The 18,362-nt window shown below is 75.7% G+C and carries 16 protein-coding genes; 12 read left to right on the plus strand and 4 right to left on the minus strand.

All coding sequences use genetic code 11. The features are described from left to right. Positions 1–18 precede the first annotated feature (18 nt). Entirely contained in the window at positions 19–2,040 is a 2,022-nt protein-coding gene (locus tag QE405_RS18795) for a DUF7937 domain-containing protein (protein WP_307204120.1), read from the minus strand. A 170-nt stretch (positions 2,041–2,210) separates the two neighbouring features. On the opposite strand from QE405_RS18795, the gene purL reads away from it, so the two are divergent. Then, a complete protein-coding gene (gene purL, locus QE405_RS18800) occupies positions 2,211–4,496 on the plus strand; it encodes a phosphoribosylformylglycinamidine synthase subunit PurL (protein ID WP_307204127.1) in 2,286 nt (761 codons plus the stop codon). A 32-nt stretch (positions 4,497–4,528) separates the two neighbouring features. Then, a complete protein-coding gene (locus QE405_RS18805) occupies positions 4,529–4,735 on the plus strand; it encodes a hypothetical protein (protein WP_307204135.1) in 207 nt (68 codons plus the stop codon). A gap of 71 nt (positions 4,736–4,806) precedes the next feature. On the opposite strand, the gene QE405_RS18810 is transcribed toward QE405_RS18805, so the two are convergent. Next, the gene (locus tag QE405_RS18810; protein WP_307204140.1) at positions 4,807–6,045 is read right to left on the minus strand and encodes an MFS transporter; all 1,239 of its coding nucleotides are present in this window, start codon (positions 6,043–6,045) and stop codon (positions 4,807–4,809) included. 82 nt (positions 6,046–6,127) lie between these two features. Here QE405_RS18810 and QE405_RS18815 point away from each other — a divergent pair, with 82 nt between their 5' ends. From QE405_RS18815 to QE405_RS18840, 6 genes are all read left to right on the plus strand, one after another. Beyond that, complete coding sequence (locus tag QE405_RS18815) at positions 6,128–6,739, plus strand: winged helix-turn-helix domain-containing protein (RefSeq protein ID WP_307204141.1); 612 nt, start codon at positions 6,128–6,130, stop codon at positions 6,737–6,739. A gap of 286 nt (positions 6,740–7,025) precedes the next feature. After that, positions 7,026–7,547: a hypothetical protein gene (locus QE405_RS18820; protein ID WP_307204142.1), complete on the plus strand. Its 522-nt coding sequence runs from the start codon at positions 7,026–7,028 to the stop codon at positions 7,545–7,547. A 123-nt stretch (positions 7,548–7,670) separates the two neighbouring features. Continuing rightward, a complete protein-coding gene (locus QE405_RS18825; protein WP_307204143.1) occupies positions 7,671–8,024 on the plus strand; it encodes a sterol carrier family protein in 354 nt (117 codons plus the stop codon). A 12-nt stretch (positions 8,025–8,036) separates the two neighbouring features. Further along, positions 8,037–8,468: an alternative ribosome rescue aminoacyl-tRNA hydrolase ArfB gene (gene arfB / locus QE405_RS18830; protein WP_307204144.1), complete on the plus strand. Its 432-nt coding sequence runs from the start codon at positions 8,037–8,039 to the stop codon at positions 8,466–8,468. Between the two features lie 46 nt (positions 8,469–8,514). Beyond that, complete coding sequence (locus QE405_RS18835; RefSeq protein ID WP_307204145.1) at positions 8,515–9,426, plus strand: alpha/beta hydrolase; 912 nt, start codon at positions 8,515–8,517, stop codon at positions 9,424–9,426. Positions 9,427–9,451: 25 nt separating this feature from the next. Further along, positions 9,452–10,744: a hypothetical protein gene (locus tag QE405_RS18840; RefSeq protein ID WP_307204146.1), complete on the plus strand. Its 1,293-nt coding sequence runs from the start codon at positions 9,452–9,454 to the stop codon at positions 10,742–10,744. Positions 10,745–10,758: 14 nt separating this feature from the next. On the opposite strand, the gene QE405_RS18845 is transcribed toward QE405_RS18840, so the two are convergent. Together QE405_RS18845 and QE405_RS18850 are read right to left on the minus strand one after the other, a co-directional pair. Then, positions 10,759–12,273, minus strand: coding sequence for a hypothetical protein (locus QE405_RS18845; RefSeq protein WP_307204147.1), 1,515 nt, complete (start codon positions 12,271–12,273; stop codon positions 10,759–10,761). After that, the gene (locus QE405_RS18850) at positions 12,273–13,709 is read right to left on the minus strand and encodes a condensation domain-containing protein (RefSeq protein WP_307204148.1); all 1,437 of its coding nucleotides are present in this window, start codon (positions 13,707–13,709) and stop codon (positions 12,273–12,275) included. Before QE405_RS18850 ends, QE405_RS18845 begins: the two co-directional genes overlap by 1 nt. A gap of 181 nt (positions 13,710–13,890) precedes the next feature. Here QE405_RS18850 and QE405_RS18855 point away from each other — a divergent pair, with 181 nt between their 5' ends. Genes QE405_RS18855 through QE405_RS18870 form a run of 4 tightly spaced genes read left to right on the plus strand, consistent with a single transcriptional unit; the run spans position 13,891 to position 18,354 of the window. Continuing rightward, the gene (locus QE405_RS18855) at positions 13,891–15,243 is read left to right on the plus strand and encodes a hypothetical protein (protein WP_307204149.1); all 1,353 of its coding nucleotides are present in this window, start codon (positions 13,891–13,893) and stop codon (positions 15,241–15,243) included. Then, complete coding sequence (locus tag QE405_RS18860) at positions 15,240–16,232, plus strand: ATP-binding cassette domain-containing protein (RefSeq protein WP_307204150.1); 993 nt, start codon at positions 15,240–15,242, stop codon at positions 16,230–16,232. Before QE405_RS18855 ends, QE405_RS18860 begins: the two co-directional genes overlap by 4 nt. Further along, the gene (locus QE405_RS18865) at positions 16,229–16,987 is read left to right on the plus strand and encodes an ABC transporter permease (protein WP_307204151.1); all 759 of its coding nucleotides are present in this window, start codon (positions 16,229–16,231) and stop codon (positions 16,985–16,987) included. Before QE405_RS18860 ends, QE405_RS18865 begins: the two co-directional genes overlap by 4 nt. Then, complete coding sequence (locus QE405_RS18870) at positions 16,984–18,354, plus strand: hypothetical protein (RefSeq protein ID WP_307204153.1); 1,371 nt, start codon at positions 16,984–16,986, stop codon at positions 18,352–18,354. Before QE405_RS18865 ends, QE405_RS18870 begins: the two co-directional genes overlap by 4 nt. Positions 18,355–18,362: the final 8 nt, after the last annotated feature.

Genomic DNA, 18,362 nt, shown 5'->3' on the forward strand with positions numbered 1-18,362 from the left:
GGTCGGACTATCCGGGCGTCACTGCCGCGGCGGGTCCTGCGGACGCTCGAACTGCGTCGTGTCGCCGCCCGCGGGCGGACGCACGATCGTCTGCTCGCTCGGGTCGTCCTGCGGGGCCGGCGGCTGCTGGCCGGGCTGGCCCTGCGGAGCACCCCAGGCCTGCTGGCCCTGCTGACCCGGCTGGCCCTGCTGCGGCCACTGCTGGCCGGGCTGGCCCTGGGGGGCGCCGTAGGGACCGGGCTGGCCCTGGGGGGCGCCGAAGGGACCCGGCTGGCCCTGGGGGGCGCCGTAGGGACCGGGCTGGCCCTGGGGCGCGCCGTACGGACCGGGCTGGCCCGGCTGGCCGTAGCCGCCCTGCTGGCCCGGCTGGCCGTAGGGACCCGGCTGGCCGTGCTGGCCGGGCTGCCCCTGCGGGCCGCCGTACGCCGCCGCGCCGGCCTGCTGCCCGCCCTGCGGCAGGATCGAGCCGAGCACGTTGCGGATCGACGGCGGAGCCGTCAGCGCCGCGATGGCCAGGCCGGAGAGGCCGAGCCAGGCGCCGGCCGAGTAGACCGAGAGGCTGTAGCCGTTGAGCGCGTCCGAGCCGTTCAGCACCGCGACGTAGACGATGCCGAGGATGAAGTTGCCGGCGACCATGCCGAGCACGACGAGACGGCCCTTGCGGGGGTCGGACAGCATCGTCGTCGGGATGATCGCGAGCGCGATCGCGATGATGCCGAAGACCAGCGAGACGATCGTCGAGCCGGTGAACCCGTCGGGCCCGAAGTCCTCGGTCTGGAAGTAGATGAGGACCAGGAGCGTGCCGAGGACCGTGAGGCCGACGACGGCGGCGTTGACGTAGAGCGCCAGCTTGGCCGCGCCCACCCAGGCCCAGAACGGCTCCTGGGGCGTGGTCGCCCGCTGCACGGGACGCGTCACGAGGAGGCCGGCGAGCAGGCCGACCGTGAAGAAGGTCGAGCCGGGCACGTTCCAGCCGTGGAGCTCCGCGTCGAAGATCGAGCCGTCCTCGCCGGCGAACATGGCGGTCACGAGACCCACGAGGAGCAGCGTGGCCAGCACGAGGCGGGCCTCCTCGCTGCGCTTCATGAGCGTGAGGGTCGGCCAGGTGATGGCGACGACGGGGATGAGGACCGCCACCACGACCAGCGCGGCGAAGGCCAGGAACGGGTCGAAGATCTCGACGTCCTCGGCGAGACCCCAGAAGATGTAGAGCAGGAACGTCAGCACGGCGAGACCGACGGTCACCCACGCCAGGATCCACGTGGCCTTCCACCAGAGCGCCTCGCCGGTGGCCTGGCCGTTGGTCTCCTCCGAGTGGCGCGGGGAGATCGCGATGACCGCGCCCGCGAGGGCCAGCGCCACACCGGCGCCGATGCCGCCGTCGAAGCGGTCACCGCCCGAGATGAGCTCGTTGATGATGGCGGCCAGCACGCTGCCGAGGTACGGCAGCAGCAGCGCGACCTTCGCGAGCGTCACCTGCACCGGCGGGATGGGCAGGACGTTCGACTTGACGAGGTAGGGCACCGCGACCGAGAAGATGCCGATGAGAGCGGAGACCCACACCCACCAGCGCTCGGCACCGACGCCGTTGGAGTCCCACAGCGTCCACAGCGGCGCCAGCAGCAGCAGGAACGCCCCGCCGTCACGCACGTAGTCGCTGATGGGCGTGCCCGCGAACGGGTTCACCTTGGGGACGGAGGGCCGCGGCGGGGCCTGGGGCGCGCCGTACCCCGGCTGCCCGTAGCCCTGCTGCCCGTACCCCTGCTGGCCGTAGCCCTGCGGCGGGCCCTGGGGGTAGCCACCCTGCTGCGGGTAGCCCGGCTGCGGGTAGCCGCCCGGCTGGCCCTGCGGCGGCGGAGCGCCCCACGGCTGGCCCTGCTGGCCGGGCTGGCCGCCCGGACCGGGCTGACCCGGCTGGCCGGGGGGCGGGGGCGGCTGCTGGCCCCAGCCCGGCTGGCCCTGGGGCGCGCCGTACCCGGGAGCACCCGGCTGCGGGGGTTGGCCGCCCTGCTGCGGATAGGGATCGGACGGGTTCGACATTCGAGTGCTCCTCGCATCGACTCGGTGCGGGCCTGGACCCGCAACGTAGCAATTCAGGCACCCCACGACGACGGGTGTCGACGCGTGGACCGGCGGGTCCTGCTTCCCCACTTCTCCACGACTTACTCCTGTGGCGGGGCACGGGTGTGGACGGCGATACGATGCGGCCCGTGACGGACGCTCCTGCTCCCGCTGAATCCACCTCGGTCCTCGACACCGTCGAGCGCGCGGCGGGCGACCCCGACCGCAGCCAGCCCTGGGCCGACCTCGGTCTCAGGGAGGACGAGTACGCACGGATCCGCGAGATCCTCGGCCGGCGTCCGACGTCGAGCGAGCTGGCGATGTACTCGGTGATGTGGAGCGAGCACTGCTCCTACAAGAGCTCCAAGGTGCACCTGCGCCAGTTCTCCGAGATCCCGCAGGAGACGCGGGCCGGGAAGATGCTCGCCGGCATCGGCGAGAACGCGGGCGTCATCGACATCGGCCAGGGCTACGCGGTGACGTTCAAGGTGGAGAGCCACAACCACCCGTCCTACGTGGAGCCCCACCAGGGCGCCGCGACCGGCATCGGCGGCATCGTCCGCGACATCCTCGCCATGGGCGCGCGCCCCGTCGCCGTCATGGACCCGCTGCGCTTCGGCCCGCTCGACGCGGAGGACACGTCCCGCGTCCTGCCCGGCATCGTCGAGGGCGTCGGCCACTACGGCAACTGCCTGGGCCTGCCCAACATCGGCGGCGAGGCGGTCTTCGACGCGACGTACCTCGGCAACCCCCTCGTCAACGCCCTCTGCGTCGGTGTCCTGCGCCACGAGGACCTCCACCTCGCCAAGGCGAGCGGCGCGGGCAACCAGGTGATCCTGTACGGCGCGCGCACCGGCGGCGACGGCATCGGCGGCGTCTCCGTGCTCGCCTCGGAGACGTTCGACGCCGACGGGCCCGCGAAGCGCCCGAGCGTGCAGGTGGGCGACCCGTTCATGGAGAAGCTGCTCATCGAGTGCACGCTCGAGCTGTTCGCGGCCGGCGTGGTCGCGGGCATCCAGGACCTCGGCGGTGCCGGCCTCTCCTGCGCCACCTCCGAGCTGGCGAGCGCGGGCGACGGTGGCATGCACGTCGAGCTCGACAAGGTGCTCCTGCGTGACTCCACGCTCGCTCCCGAGGAGATCCTCATGAGCGAGAGCCAGGAGCGGATGATGGCTGTCGTCGAGCCCGACGACGTCGCCGCGTTCCTCGCGATCTGCGCGAAGTGGGACGTCGAGGCCGTCGTCATCGGCGAGGTCACCGATACCGGCCGCCTCGAGATCGACTGGCACGGCGAGCGCGTCGTCGACGTGCCGCCGCGCACCGTCGCGCACGACGGCCCGGTCTACGAGCGCCCCTACGCGCGCCCCGACTGGCAGGACGGCCTCCAGGCCGACGCCGCCGAGGCGCTCCCGCGGCCGAGCGGCGGCGACGAGCTCCGCGCGACCGTGCTGCGCCTCGTCGCGTCGCCGAACCTCTGTGACAAGTCGTGGATCACGGACCAGTACGACCGCTACGTGCGCGGCAACACCGTGCTCGCGCAGCCGTCCGACTCCGGCATGGTGCGCGTCGACGACGAGTCCAACCTCGGTGTCGCGGTCTCCACCGACTGCAACGGCCGGTTCGCCAAGCTCGACCCCTACCTCGGGGCCCAGCTCGCGCTCGCCGAGTCCTACCGCAACGTCGCGACCGGTGGCGCCGTGCCGCTCGCCGTCTCCGACTGCCTCAACTTCGGCTCGCCCGAGGACCCGGCGGTCATGTGGCAGTTCGCCGAGGCGTGCCGCGGCCTCAAGGACGCGTGCCTCGAGCTCGGCGTGCCCGTGACCGGCGGCAACGTCAGCCTCTACAACCAGACGGGCGAGACGGCGATCCTGCCGACCCCGGTCGTCGCGGTGCTCGGCGTCGTCGAGGACGTCACGCGGCGCACGCCCACCGGCTTCGAGGCCGCCGGGGAGGAGCTCGTGCTGCTCGGAACGACCCGCGAGGAGCTGTCGGGCTCGGAGTGGGCCCACGTCGTCCACGGCCACCTCGGTGGTCGCCCGCCGGCGCTCGACCTCGCCGGCGAGCGTCGCCTCGCCGCCCTGCTCGCCGACCTCGTCGGCGTCGCCTCCTCCGCGCACGACCTCTCCGACGCCGGGCTCGCCCAGGCGCTCGCCGAATCGGCGTTCCACCGGGGCATCGGTGCGACCGTGTCGCTCGCGGAGGTCCACGAGGACCCGTTCGTGGCGCTCTTCGCGGAGTCCACCGGCCGGGTGCTCGTCTCCGTCTCGGCGGACGCGCTCAACGAGCTGCTCGCCCGGGCGGCGTCGCACGACGTGCCCGCGGCCGTGATCGGTCGCACCGGCGGCGAGGACCTCGTGGTCGAGGGCCAGTTCACGCTGCCCGTGGCCGAGGCCCGTGCCGCCTGGGTGGCGACGCTGCCGGCGGTCCTGGGCTGATCCCGCTTGTCGCCCCACGTCACGATGGGGCCATGAGCGAGCAGAAGCACGACGACCAGCAGTCCGAGGGCCAGGTCTCCGAGGTCAGCGGCATGGACCCCGCCGAGGCCGACACCCCGATCGCGCCCGACCAGGCCGTCGCGGGCTACCCCGACTCCGAGAGCGGCCACCCCGACGAGGGCCCGGCCGGTCCGAACGCCATCCCCGACCACGAGCACGAGAACAAGCCGCACGCCTGACGTCCCCCGTTGCGGGTCGTGGCCCCAGCGCACCGTTTTCCGGGGCGCTGGGGCCACGACGCGTCTGGGGGTCAGGAGGCCGTCGCCCACTCCCGCGGGCGCGGCACGCCGCGCACGCTCCGGCTGCAGGTGATCACGAGCGCGGTGAGCAGGCACCCGCCGAGCAGTGCGGCGGTGGCCGCCGACCCGCCGTACGCCGCGAGCAGCGCCCCGCCGAGCAACGGCGCGAACGGCATGAGCGACCACGACAGGAACGCCGTCGTCGCCGCGACCCGCCCCTGGAGCTCGGGCGGGGTGAGGGACATCCGGTAGGCACCGATCCCCGCGTTGCCGATCGGGTTGAGCAGCACGAGGGCCCCGACGCACGCTGCGGCGGTGGCGGGCGTGGCCCACCAGACGAGCGGCACGAGCGGCACGGCGCACGACCAGCCGACGGCGACGGTGAGGCGTCCGGTGCGGGTGCGGTCGATGACGGCCGGCGCGATGGCCGCCCCGAGGATGCCCGCGGCGCCGACGACCGCCATCGCCGCGCCGATGGCCGCCGGGCTGTGGCCCGCCTCGGCCATCCGCACCAGCACGACGAACAGCAGCCCGTTGACGACGAGGTTCCCCAGCGCCGACCAGACGGCCAGCACGCGCATGACGGGGTGGCGCGCGACGTACCGCGCCCCGGCCACCACCTCCCGTCGCGCGCCCTCCATGAGGCGTCCCTCGCGCCGGGCCGCCGGCGCGAGGTCGGTGCGGATCCGGCCGAGGGTGAGGAACGAGACGAGGTACGTCGCCGCGTCGAGCGCGAACGGCACCCAGCGCCCCAGGCCGAGCAGCACGCCGCCGAGCGGTGCGCCCGCGAGACCCGCGACGTGGCCGCGGGCCTGGTTCTGCGCCAGTGCCGCGGGGAGGTCGTCGGTGGTCACGACGGAGCGGACCGCCGACACCTGCGCCGGCTCGTAGACGCCCGCGAGCACGCCGGCGACGAGGGCGCCGAGCACGAGGCCCGCCGCCGGGAGGGCCCCGGCGGCGAGCGTCGTGGCGAGCGCGGCGTACACGGTGAAGCCGGCGAGCGAGACCGCCCGCAGCAGGCGCCCGCGGTGGACGCGGTCGACGAGCGCGCCGGCGGGGAGGAGCGCGGCGACGATGCCGCCGAAGTAGGCCGCCTGCACGAGCGCCGCCGTGCCGGCCGAGCCGGTGAGGGCCAGCGCGACGAGCGGGTAGGCGAAGGCGCTCGTGCGGTTGCCGAGCTCCGAGATCGTCTCGCCCACCCACAGCACGGTGAAGTCGCGGTTGCGGGCGAGCTGGCGGTAGCCGGTCATGGCGCGACGGTAGATGCGCACGTGTCATTGCGCAAGTAGTGCTGCGCAATGGGTGGTGCGGATGAGCGGTAGGGTCGCGCCCATGACCGACCGGCCGTCGATCACCGACCCCCGCGTGCTCCGCGCGTTCGCGCACCCCGTGCGCTCCCGGATCCTCGAGGAGCTGAACGCCCGTGGTCCGCAGCGCTCCGCCGACCTCGCGCGGCTGCTCGACCTCCCCGCCAACCAGGTCAGCTTCCACGTGCGCAACCTCGCGGGCTACGGGCTCGTCGAGGAGGCGCCCGAGCTCGCCCGCGACCGGCGCGACCGGGTGTGGCGCGCGGCCGACGGGGGCGACGGGTTCCGGTTGGACCTGGAGGCGGTGGCGGCGGCGCCGGGGGGCACGGCGGTCGCCGCGGCCTGGCGCGGACGCGCGGGTGCGCGGGCCCACCGGGCGGTGGACGCGGCGTACTCGGCCGCCCGCGATCCCGCCGTGCTGCGCAGCATCACGGAGGCGACCTTCCTGCTGACGAAGGACGAGGCGTCCGCGCTCGAGGGCGAGCTGACCGAGGTGCTGCACAAGTGGACGGCGCGGAGCCGGGCGGCGGGGGACGAGCCCGCCGAGGATGCGGGACGTTCGGTCTACGCCCTGCTCCAGATCCTCCAGCCGCGCGTGCCCGACGAGGGGGAGCCCGGCGGGGGCGCGGAGGGCTGACGAGCGGGACCCCGGCACCGGCTGGCCGCCCGCGCAAAGAAAACGCGGACCCCGAGGCTCGCCACGCCGACCGCCCGCGTCGTGCGGTCCGCGTTTCCTTCGTCCGCGTCCGGGCGAGGCCAGGCCAGGTCCGCGTTTTCTTCTCCGACCCCCGCGCCCTGGTCCGAAAGGGCGAGATAACACCGTGTGATACCCCCGGGGGGCTTTGCGGGCCCCCTCCGCACCTTGGTAGACCAGAGGTGAGGCCTCTTCAGAGCACGACACAACCGAACACAGGAGTCGAACAATGAAGAGAGCACTGGCCCTCTCGGGTGCCGCTGCCGCCGTCATCGGAACGACCCTCTTCGTCGCCCCGCCAGCCGCACAGGCGGACGAGTGCGTGGGGGGCAGCAGCTCAGGCAAGTGCGTGCAGGTGCTGAGCACCTCCGTGTCGACGTCCGTCGTGGAGACGGTCCCGATGCAGAACAACTCGGGGACGACCGCGAGCTTCACCTGCGGGTTCTCGCAGACCATCAGCCGCAGCGTGGAGACCAGCGCGAGCGCCGAGCTGAGCGTGTCCGCGCAGGTCGCCGCCGTCGGTGCGTCCGCGTCGGTGGGCGTGAGCGAGTCGGTCAACCAGTCGGCGAGCGAGGCCTCGTCGGCCGGCGGGACCGTGACCCTCGCACCCGGGGAGAGCATCCTCTGCGAGCGCACCTACAGCGCCGTGACGGCGCAGATGCGGGAGTACAGCTACTCCGGCACCGGCACGACGGAGACCGCCCGCTACCAGGTCACCGTCCCCTCCAGCCTGGGCATCCGCCTCAGCTGACGCAGCACCTAGCAGCACCTCGCACCACCGCGCACCTCGCGGAGTCGTGGCCCCAGCGCACCGGAAAGCGGCGCGCTGGGGCCACGACTCCGTCCGGGCGGGGGAGGGTGGTTCGATGGGAGCGTGCCCCGCCGCCTCGTGCCCGCCGCCGCCCCCGACGTCGCCGACGCCCTCGCGCGCTGGCGCGCTGGCGACGCCGACCGCGCCGACCGGAAGCTGCTCGTGAAGCACTACCTCGCGATCCTCCAGGAGCGCGCGCCCGGCGCGTCCGTGGAGGTCCGGGTCCCGCCGTACGCCGCGGTGCAGGTCATCCCGGGCGTGCGGCACACGCGGGGCACGCCGCCCGCCGTCGTCGAGACCGATGCGGACACGTGGATCCGCCTCGCCACGGGCGAGACCCCGTGGGACGAGGTCGGGACGGCACTGACGCGCAGCGGCGAGCGCACCGACCTGTCGACGTACCTGCCCCTCGGCTGAGCCTGACCCGCGATGGACCTCTCCGCCGACCTCGAGGTGAACGCCCGCTGGCGCGTGCCCGCGGGCGAGCTGGTCGAGCGGTTCTCGCGCGCGTCGGGTCCTGGTGGGCAGGGCGTCAACACCACCGACAGCCGCGTCGAGCTCGCGCTCGACCTGGCCCGCTCGCCCTCTCTGCCGGACCACCTGCGGGAGCGGGTGCTCGAGCGGCTCGGGGGTCGGCTCGTCGACGGGACCGTCGTGGTGGTCGCGAGCGAGCACCGCTCGCAGCGCGACAACCGGCGGGCCGCCCGGGTGCGGCTCGCCGCGCTGCTGCGCGACGCGGCCGCCCCGCCATCCGCACCGCGTCGGGCGACGAAGCCCACCCGGGGATCGCAGCGACGACGGCTCGCGGCGAAGACCCGGCGATCGGAGGTCAAGCGTGGGAGGCAGGGACGGTGGGACTGACGGTGGGACTGACGGTGCACGGCTCACACGACGGGGGCTCGGGGCGTTGGGCCTCGGGCTGGGCGGACTGGCCCTGGCAGGGCTCGCCGGCTGCGCCGACGACGGGTTGCCCGGCGGCGCCGACGACCCGCCGCCCCCGGAGGCCACGAAGCTGCCCGGGACCGACGTCATGAGCCCGCGGCGCATCGCCTACGGCGACGACCCGTCGCAGTGGGGCGACCTCTATCGTCCGACCGCTGCGTCGGACCCCGACGGCGCGCCCTCCAAGGGGGTGGTCGTGGTGGTGCACGGGGGCTTCTGGAAGGCGGAGTACGACGCGAGCCTCGGCGCCCCGCTCGCCCTCAGCCTCGCGGAGAACGGCTGGACGGCGCTCAACCTGGAGTACCGCCGCGTGGGCTCGGGCGACGGCGGGGGCGGGGGCTACCCCGCCACGTTCGACGACGTCGCCGCCGGGATCGACCTGCTGGCCGACGTCGCGGAGCTGACCGACGCCGAGCGCGCCACCGTCGTCACGCTCGGCCACTCCGCCGGCGGGCACCTCGCCGTCTGGGCCGCCGCCCGCGGGCGGTTCGAGCGCTGGTCGCCGATGCGGGTGCCGGTCACCGCCGCGGTCAGCCAGGCGGGGGTGCTCGACCTGACGGCCGGGCTCTCCGACGCGAACGCCGCCCCGAACGTCCTGGCCCTCATGGGCGGGGACGCCGAGGCCGACCCCGCGGCGTACGACGCGGCCGACCCCGCGCAGCACCTGCCCCTCGGCGTACCGGTGCGCTGCGTCCACGGGACCGCCGACACCATCGTGCCCCTGAGCCAGTCGCGGAGCTACGTGGCCGCGGCGACGGCCGTCGGCGACGACGCCACCCTGACGGAGGTCGACGGCGACCACTTCATCGTCATCGACCCCGCCTCGGAGGCGTGGACGCGCACGCTGGAGCTGCTCGAGGCGCTGCGCTCGGCGTAGCCGTCCCGACGGCTAGGGTCGTGCCGTGCACGTGACGGCGGCGGACGGGTGGCGCCTGCCGGCGGGTCCGGTACGGCGCTGGACGCTGCGGCCCGCCGCGGTCGGCGAGCCCGTCGTGCTCAGCGTCAACCAGCGCAACCACCTCGCGGGGGTCGTCGCCGGGCAACCTTCGGTGTGGCTCGCCGCCGACCTCCCGGCTGGCTCCGTGCCGGGCATCGAGGCGCCGACCGACCTGCTCGACGGGCTCCTGGCCCGGCACGCCGCACTGCGGACGGCGGTCGCGCCCGGCGACGGGACCGGTGCGGTCCTGCACGCCCCCGACGGTCTCGTCTGGGTCGAGGACGACGTCGTCCGGGCCGGGACGTCCTCGGACGCGACGTCGGCGGTGCGCGACCTCCTCGACCGGGCCTGCCACCCGCTCGCGCCGGGTCCGCCGGTGGCGGCGGCGCTGGTGGGGGCGGGCGCCGCAGCACGGTTCGTGCTGGCGGGCGACCACCTCGTGCTCGACGCGTGGTCGGTCGCCCTGCTCGCCTCCGAGCTGGGCACGCCCCGGGCGCTACCCGCGGCTCCCGCCTTCCCCGCGCTCGCCGCGCGCTGGGCGGCCGAGCCGGCCCTCCCGCCCGACGACGCCCGGCTGCACGCCTGGCTCGCCTTCCTCGACGGTCTCGACCAGGCGTTGCCGACCTTCCCGCTCGACCTCGGCACGGCGCCCGGGGAGCGGTTCCCGCAGCGCACCCTCGTCGTGCCGTTCCTCGACGCCGCCACCGTCGCGGCCCTGGACGACCTCGGTCGCCCCGAGGGGGCGTCCGCCTACGCCGCGGTGCTCCTGGCGCTGGGGCGCGCCGTGCGTGCGCAACGGGACGAGCCCAACGCGACCGCCCTGCCGCTGCTCGTGCCGGTGGGCACCCGGCGGACCGAGGAGGAGCGTGCCACCGTCGGCTGGTGCACCACCACGGTGCCGCTGGTGGTGGCGGCCACCGACGACCTGCGTGCGACCGGGGAGCGGCTGCGCGCGGCGCTCGCCCTCGGGTCGGTGCCCCTCGACCAGGTGCTCGGATCACTGCCCCGGCCGTTGCGACGCACCCGGGCGGACGTCTTCATGGTGTCGTGGATCGACTACCGGCGGCTCCCGACGGTGCCGGCGGGCACGAACCACGTGTCGAACGTGACCGAGGCCGACGACGTGCAGCTGTGGCTGAGCCGGACCGACGCGGGCGTCGCCGTGCGTGCCCGGATCCCGGACCACCCGCCCGCGGTCGCGGTCGTGACGGCGCTGCTCGAGCGGTGGGTCGCCGAGGTCGCGCTGCTCCTCCGGTGAGCGGCCGACACCGGTCAGGCGGTGACGCCGAGGGGCTCGTCGGCCCCGCGGCCCGCCAGGACGTCGTCGAGCACGGCGGTCACTGCGTCGAGGTAGCGCTCGATGCTCGCCCGCGCCTCGGTGGTCGCGGGCACCTGGGCGAACACGTAGAGCCGCTCGTGGTCGCGGTTGAACCACATCGAGGCGTTGCGCGTGCGCCCCATGCCCGTGAAGTGGAACCCGGAGCGGTGGGCGGCGGCCGCGGCGGCGCCCGCCGTCGCGCCGGCCGCGGGCAGCCACCGCAGGTCCAGGTAGGACATCAGCTGCGGGCTCCCGAGCGTCGCCGGGTCGAGGGTGCCGTCGGCGACCAGGGCCCCGAGCGCCACGTGGACCGGCATCCTCGCCACCTCCCGCGCACGGCGGAACGTCGCCTCGGCCGCCGGGAACAGCGTCCGGTACGTCGTCGCGGCGCCCAGGTCGAGCCGCAGCGGGGCGAAGTTGCAGAACCACCCCTGTGCGCGGCTGTGGGGTCCGCCGTCACGGGTGCCGAGCACGGTGAGACCCACGTACCGCTCCCGACCCGCCAGCCGGAGCTCGGCTGCGGCGCACGCCCCGACGAGGGCGCTCGGGACGCGCGCACCCAGCTCGCGGGCGCCGGCGTCGAGCGCGGCGAGGCGGTCGGCGCCCCGCACGAGCTCGCGCCCGACCAGCTCGACGGGCGCGGACTCGCCCGGGTCCAGGCCCAGGGGCAGGGGGAACGAGGGCATGCCGCCAGCGGTCGTCAGGGCCTCCCTCCAGACCGCGACCTCGGGTGCGTCGGGCCCGTACGCCGCGGCCCTCGCGCGCTCGTCGGCGGCGTACGCGACGAACCCCCCGGCCTCGGTGGGGCCGGGGAGATCGACGTCGGCCACGGCCGCGCTGTCGCCGCGCTCGGCGGCGTAGCGCGCCCCGAGCTCACCGGCCAGGAGCAGCTGCGACCAGGCGTCGGTGAAGGCGTGGTCGCAGCCCCAGAACACGTCCGCCCCCGCGGGCTGCTCGACCACCACCATGCCGAGACCCGGCCAGTCGTCGGGCGTGCAGACCTCCGAGAAGTGCGCCGTCGTGGTCTCGTGCACCCACGCGGTGAAGGCCCCGGGGTCGGCATCGGCACGGGCCAGGTCCGGCGGCACCGTGACGGGCTCGAGGGTGAGGGCACCCGGTCGCCGCACGAGGTCGTCCGGCACGAGCCGACGCACCGGCGCGTCACCGGGGCGGAGGTCGAACGTCGTGCGCTGTCCCTCGTGCTGGGCGAGGAAGCCAGCCACGGCGCGCGCGAGGGCGTCGGTGTCGACGGGCCCGGCGAGGCGGCAGGCCCCTCCGGTCCACGCGCGGTGGGTGCCCCCGTCGGCGCGCAGCCGTGCGTACGCCGCCAGGTGGTCGGCCTGCAGGAACGACGGCCCGCCCGGGGACACCGGAGCTGCAGCTGCTGCCCGGCGGGTGGCCCCGGCGACCTCCAGGTGCCAGACCCGGCCGGGGCGCAGCCGCCACGAGGACATCGGCTCGAGGCGCATCAGGCGGTCACCGTCGCACCGACCAGCGCGGAGCCCGCGCCGCCCGCCGCCTCGTCCAGCAGGTCGCCCAGGCAGGCCACGAGGTCGGCCAAGCGCGCGGCCGGCACGGCGCCCGCGGGGCAGCGGGCCGAGACGTTGAGGCCGTGCTCGGAGCGGATGACCCAGAGGTAGACCTCGTCCCCGTCGGGCACCGCGCTGCGGAGGGTCCGTGCCTGCCACTCGTCCCAGCGGTCCGCGCCCGGCACGCGGCGGACGTCGACGTAGGAGACGACGAACCGTGGCGCGTCCCGGACCCCCAGCAGCTGCGCGACCCGCGCGAACGGCCGGCTCGCCAGGTGCTTGCTCGCCCGCACGGCGGTGTGCGCCGCCGCGACGAGGTCGGCGGTGGTGGCGTGGTCGGCCACGTCGATCCGCACGGGGCACAGGCCCACGTACCAGCCCACCGACCCGGCGTACCGCGGTTCGTGGCGGGTGTGCAGCGGGAGCACGAACGCGGTGCTCGTCGCGCCGGTGCGACGGCGCACGGCGCCGGCGAGCAGGCCCAGCACGGCCGACTGCAGGCCCGTGCCCTGCGCGCGGCAGAGCGCGTCGACCGCGCGCGTGCGCTCCGCGTCGAGCACCCAGGTGGAGGAGGAGTGCTGGACCGCGCCGTCCGGGGCGTCCCCGGGGCGGCGGGCGAGAGCCGGGTCGGGGTACGCCGGGAACGTGAGCTCCGGCCCGAGGAACCCGCGCCAGGCCGTGACGGCCTGGTCCTCCGCGCTGACGAGCATGCCGAGGCGTCGGTCGAAGGCGGCGAAGTCGACGTGGCTGCCGACGTCGAGCGCCGCGAGCTCGCGGTCGCTGTCCCCCGCCAACGCCCGCTCGTAGAGCGCGGTGACCTCGTCGAACCACAGCAGCTGGGAGTAGGCGTCCATGACGCTGTGGTCGGCGCCGAACAGCAGCGTGAAGCCCGGCGCGTCGTCGGGGCCGGCCGCGCCGGGCTCGGGCTCGGGCTCGATCGAGGCGAACAGCACGTGGGGCCACCGCTGCGGGCCGATCTGCTCGAACGCGGCGAGCACCGTCGCGCGGGCCTCGTCGGCGGTGCCGGACACCGGGGCCGAGCGGTCGACGTCCACGGCGTCGGGCGGGCAGGTGACACGGGACCACGACGTACGGCGGCCGCTCGCGTCGTGCACCGGCTCGACCGACGTCCGCAGCACCTCGTGGCGCACGGTCCAGGCCCGCAGCGTGCGCCGCAACGCCCCGGCGTCGTACCGGAACGGCATCCGCAGGACCGAGCCGATCCACGAGCCCGCGCCGGCGCACGCCAGGTGGGCCTCGTGGTCGTAGGACAGCTCGCGCGGATCAGGGGCCCACGAACCGACGCCCGCGCGGGGTGTCCAGCAGGTCGTGGTGCCGGCGGGCAGAGGGTAGGCGGACAGCTCTGTGTACTCCATCGGCTTGCTCCCGAGTCAGCAGACGGAACGGTGGGGTGGTGCCTGGGAACACCTCCCTGAGTGCCCAGACCCGGCCATGAAAACCCCCTCCGACGGGTGGTGGCGAGGTCCGCAGGCTGTTAGGTGGACCACATCCCGAAAGGCTGGACATCGGTCCGCGGGGGTGAGTTGACTCGTGGAGGTGCAGGCATCCGGGGAGCTGCGGCTCGCTTTCGCGGACGACCTCTTCCTCCGCCGTCACCGCGGTCTCGGGGCACCGGTCGTCAACCAGTTCGTGTGGCGCTTCGCCGCACGGCTCCCGGAGGGTGCGCTCGATGCGTACGCCGCGGAGCTGGCCCGCGGGGGTCTCGCCCGTCGTGCGGTGCCCGCCGTCGTGCCGGGCGCGCGGCGCCGGTGGGTGCCCCACGAGGAGCGCCACGCGGTGGACCACCACCCGGAGCCCCTGGCGGCCGACGCGGCGGTCCGGACGTGGATCGAGGCGCGCGCCGCGCTGCCCCACGATCCCGCCGCCGGCCCGGCCTGGCGGCTCGCCACGGCCCCGCTCGCCGACGGCGGACGGCTCGTCTCGCTGACCGTGTCGCACGCGGTGGCCGACGGCGGCGCCCTCCTCGACGCGATGGCCCGCGCCTCGCGGGCCGGCACCCCCCGGCGGTTGCCCCCGCCCGGCGACCTCCCGCTGCTGGTGCGCGACCTGCGGGACGCGGGTGGCCAGGTCGGCGCGGTCGGGCGCTGGGTGCTCGACGGAGCAGTGGCGCGCGTCCGCGGAGGGCGACGAGCCGCTGCCGCGCCCGCCGCCCCTGCGTCGTCGGCGTCGTCGACGACCGCCAGGCCCGCGCGCGTCGACCTGCCCGACGACTGGGCGCCGCCGTGGTGCACCGTCGAGCTGCCGAGCGCGGAGGTCGCCCACGCCGCCCGCGCCCACGGGGGCAGCCAGAACGCCTGGTTCGTCGCCGTCGCCGCCGGCCTGGTCCACCGCACCGGCCGCGTCGGGCCCCACGAGCCCGTCCCGGTCGCCCTGCCGGTGAGCACCCGGACGCCCGACGACCCGCGCGCCAACGCGACCCGGATCGCCCGCGTCCAGGTCGACCCGGCACTGCTGGAGCACCGCGACCTCGGCGGCGTCCGGGCGGCGTGCCGGTCGGCCTACGAGGCGGTGCCCGCCTCCCGCGAGCCGGTGCCGCTGGCCCTCGTCCAGATGGCGCCGGACCGGCTGCTGCGGTTCCTGCCACCCCCGCCGGCGGCGGCGGTGCTGGCCTCCAACCTGGGCGCGCCCCCGGCGGAGGTGGCGTCGATCGGCGGCGTACCGGCGGTCGCGATGACGGCGCTGGCGCACCAACCGGGGCTGTCGGCGGCGGACGCCGCCGCGACCGGCGGCGGTCTGCTGGCCTGGGCCACCGACGTCGGGACCACCACGACCGTGGCGGTCGTGGCCCTCGACCCGTTGCGGGTGCCCGACGTGTCGGCCCTGCGGGGACACCTCGAGGCCGAGCTGCGGCAGTGGGTGCCCGCTGCGGAGGGGCGGTGGGTGGCATGAGCGGGCCCCCGCACGACGCGCCGGCGATCGAGGTGGCCGGGCTGGTCAAGCAGTACGGCGAGCGTCGTGCCCTCGACGGGCTCGACCTCGTCGTACCGGCGGGCGGCGTGCACGCCGTGCTCGGCCCCAACGGGGCGGGCAAGACCACCCTCGTGCGGGTCCTCACCACGTTGGTGCGACCCGACGGGGGCACCGCCCGGGTGCTCGGGCACGACGTCACCCGCGATGCCGCCCGGGTGCGGTCGCTGGTGGGCCTCACCGGGCAGTACGCCTCCGTCGACGAGCTCCTCACGGCGCGCCAGAACCTCATGGTGGTGGGGCGGTTGCTCGGCGCCCGACGCCGGGCGGCGCGTGAGCGCGCCGCCGAGCTGCTCGAGCGCTTCGACCTGACGGCGGCGGCGGACCGCCAGGTGCGGACGTTCTCCGGGGGCATGCGCCGGCGGCTCGACATCGCCGCCAGCATCGTCGTGCAGCCCCGGCTGCTCTTCCTCGACGAGCCGACCACGGGTCTCGACCCGCGCACGCGCCTCCAGATGTGGGCTACCGTCCGCGACCTGGTGGCGGGTGGCACGACGGTGCTGCTCACGACGCAGTACCTCGAGGAGGCCGACACCCTCGCCGGTCGGATCAGCGTCGTCGACCACGGCCGGGTGGTTGCCGACGACACCCCGGCGGTGCTCAAGCGTTCCGTCGGCGGGCTCTCGCTCCACCTGGTGGTGCGGCACCCCGGGAGCCTCGCGACCGCCTGCGGCCTCGTCGAGCGGGTGGTCGGGGTGGCCCCGACCCTCCACGACGTCGGTTGCGGACTGAGCGTGCCGGTGCTCGACGAGTCGGTGCTGCCGCCGGTGGTGACCGGCCTGCGCGAGGCCGGTGTCGAGGTGATCGAGGTGGGGGTGCGGCCACCCGCCCTCGACGACGTGTTCCTCGCGCTGACGGGACGGGCGCACCCGGCGCCGGTGGAGGCGGCGCCGGTGGAGGTGGCGTCGTGACCGCGGTCGCCCAGTCCCTGACCCTGGCGGGGCGGGGCGTGCTCCGGGTGCGCCACGACCCCCAGCGCCTGTTCGACGTCATCGCGCTCCCCGTCATCCTGACGGTGCTCTTCGCCGGCGTGTTCGGCGGCGCGGTCGCCGGCAGCACCGAGGCCTACCTGCCCCACCTCGTCACGGGCGTGCTCGTGCAGATCGCCGTCACCGCGTCGGTCGTCACCGGCGTCCAGCTGCGCGACGACCTGGACAGCGGCGTGTTCGACCGCTTCCGCAGCATGCCGCTGGCCCGGATCGCGCCGCTCGCCGGCTCCCTCCTGGCGGACGTGGTCCGCTACGTGGTGGCGGTCTCGGTCACCGTGGCCGTCGGCGTGGTGATGGGCTACCGACCCCCGAGCTGGCCCGGGCTGGTCGCCGGCTGCCTGCTCGCGGTCCTCTGCGCGTTCGCGCTGAGCTGGGTCTTCGCGTACGTCGGGGCGGTGATGCGCTCCGCCCAGGCGGTGCAGGGCGCCTCCATGCTCGTGCTGATGCCGATGACGTTCATGTCGAACGCGCTCGTGCCGGTGGAGACGATGCCCGGTTGGATGCGGTCGGTCGCCGAGGTCAACCCGATCAGCCTGGTCGTCGACGCGGTGCGCGCGCTGGCCGCCGGCGACGCGGCGGCGGGCGCGGTCGGCCACTCGCTGCTGGGCGCGGCGGTGGTGGTGGCGCTCGCAGCGCCGCTGACCGTGCGCGCCTACGTCCGCCAGGACCGCCGGTGAGGGTCCCGCTGCCGCGGGACGCGGTGCGGGCCGACCGACTGACGTTCGACGACGACCTCTTCCGACGCTCGCGCAGCGTGCTGGGCATCTCGGTCGTCAACCAGAGCGTGTGGCGGTTCGCGGGACCGGTATCGGAGGAGGACCTCACCGAGCTGCACGGGCGGCTGGCGGCGGGTCGCCTGACCCGGGTGCTCGTCCCGCCGCGCGTGCCCGGGGCGCGCGCCCGCTGGGTGCCCGGGGTCGCTCCGCCGGTCCCCGTCGTCACCGTCGACCTCCCCCCTGCCGACCTGATGACCTGGGCCGAAGCGGCGGCCGAGGTGACGCTCGATCCCGAACGCGGGCCCACGTGGAGCCTGGCCGCAGCGGTCACGACCGCCGGCGAGGGCCTGCTCTCCCTCGTCACCTCGCACGTGGTCTGCGACGGCGGGGCGCACGTGCGGGCCGTGGTCGAGGCGGCCGAGGGTCGCAGCGGGCGGCGCGTGCCCACCGACGCCACCGGTCCGGTCGCCGTGGGCCGCCGCGACGACCTCCGTGACGCGCTGCACCACGGCCGCAGGGTCGTGCGCGGCCTGCGGGCCGCCGTACGCGCGCCGCGTCCCACACCGGCGGAGGGCGTCGTGTCCTCGACCAGCCGGCCGCCGCCGTCGCCGGTGCCCGGCGGGACCGGGGCCACGCCGTTCCGGCCCCCCACGGTCGTGGCGGGCGTGCCCAGCGACGCCTGGCACGCCGCGGCCCGCGCAGCGGGCGGCACCGCCAACTCGCTGCTGGTCGCGCTCTCCGGCGAGCTGCTGGTGCGGGCGGGTCGGGTGCCGCCGGGGAGGTCCCTCAAGGTCTCGCTGCCGGTCGACACCCGCGGACCCGACGACCTGCGCTCCAACGCGACCACCGGGGTCTCGATCGTCGTCGACACCACACGCGACGAGGGCCGGGTCGACGACCTGGCCGTCGTCAGGGCACGGGCGAAGTCGGCCTTCGCGGCGCTGGCGGACGATCCGGCGGCCGGTTCGTCCGCGACGCTCGAGCCGCTCCTCCAGGTGCTGCCCGACGCGCTGGTGGCCCGGGCCGCGGCGCGTTCGGCCGCACCGCTGTGCCTGTGCTCCAACCTCGGGCGCCTCCACCCGGGGTTCCGAGCCCCGTTCGGTGAGCCCGCCGACGCCGTGCTCATGCGGTCGTCGACCCAGGGCGTGACGGCCGACCTGCTCCGGACCCGCCGGGGCGGGGTCTCGTCGTGGTGGGCGGAGCACGGCGCCACCTCGACGCACGCGGTGCTGGGCCTCGACCCCGACTGCTGGCCCGACGTCGAGGAGCTCCGGGAGGACCTCGCCGCGGTCTACGGCCGCTGGGGGCTGACGCCGACCTTCTGGTGACGTCCGGC

Origin of the sequence: Nocardioides zeae (genome assembly GCF_030818655.1) — a bacterium.
In the GTDB taxonomy this organism is placed as follows: domain Bacteria; phylum Actinomycetota; class Actinomycetes; order Propionibacteriales; family Nocardioidaceae; genus Nocardioides; species Nocardioides zeae_A.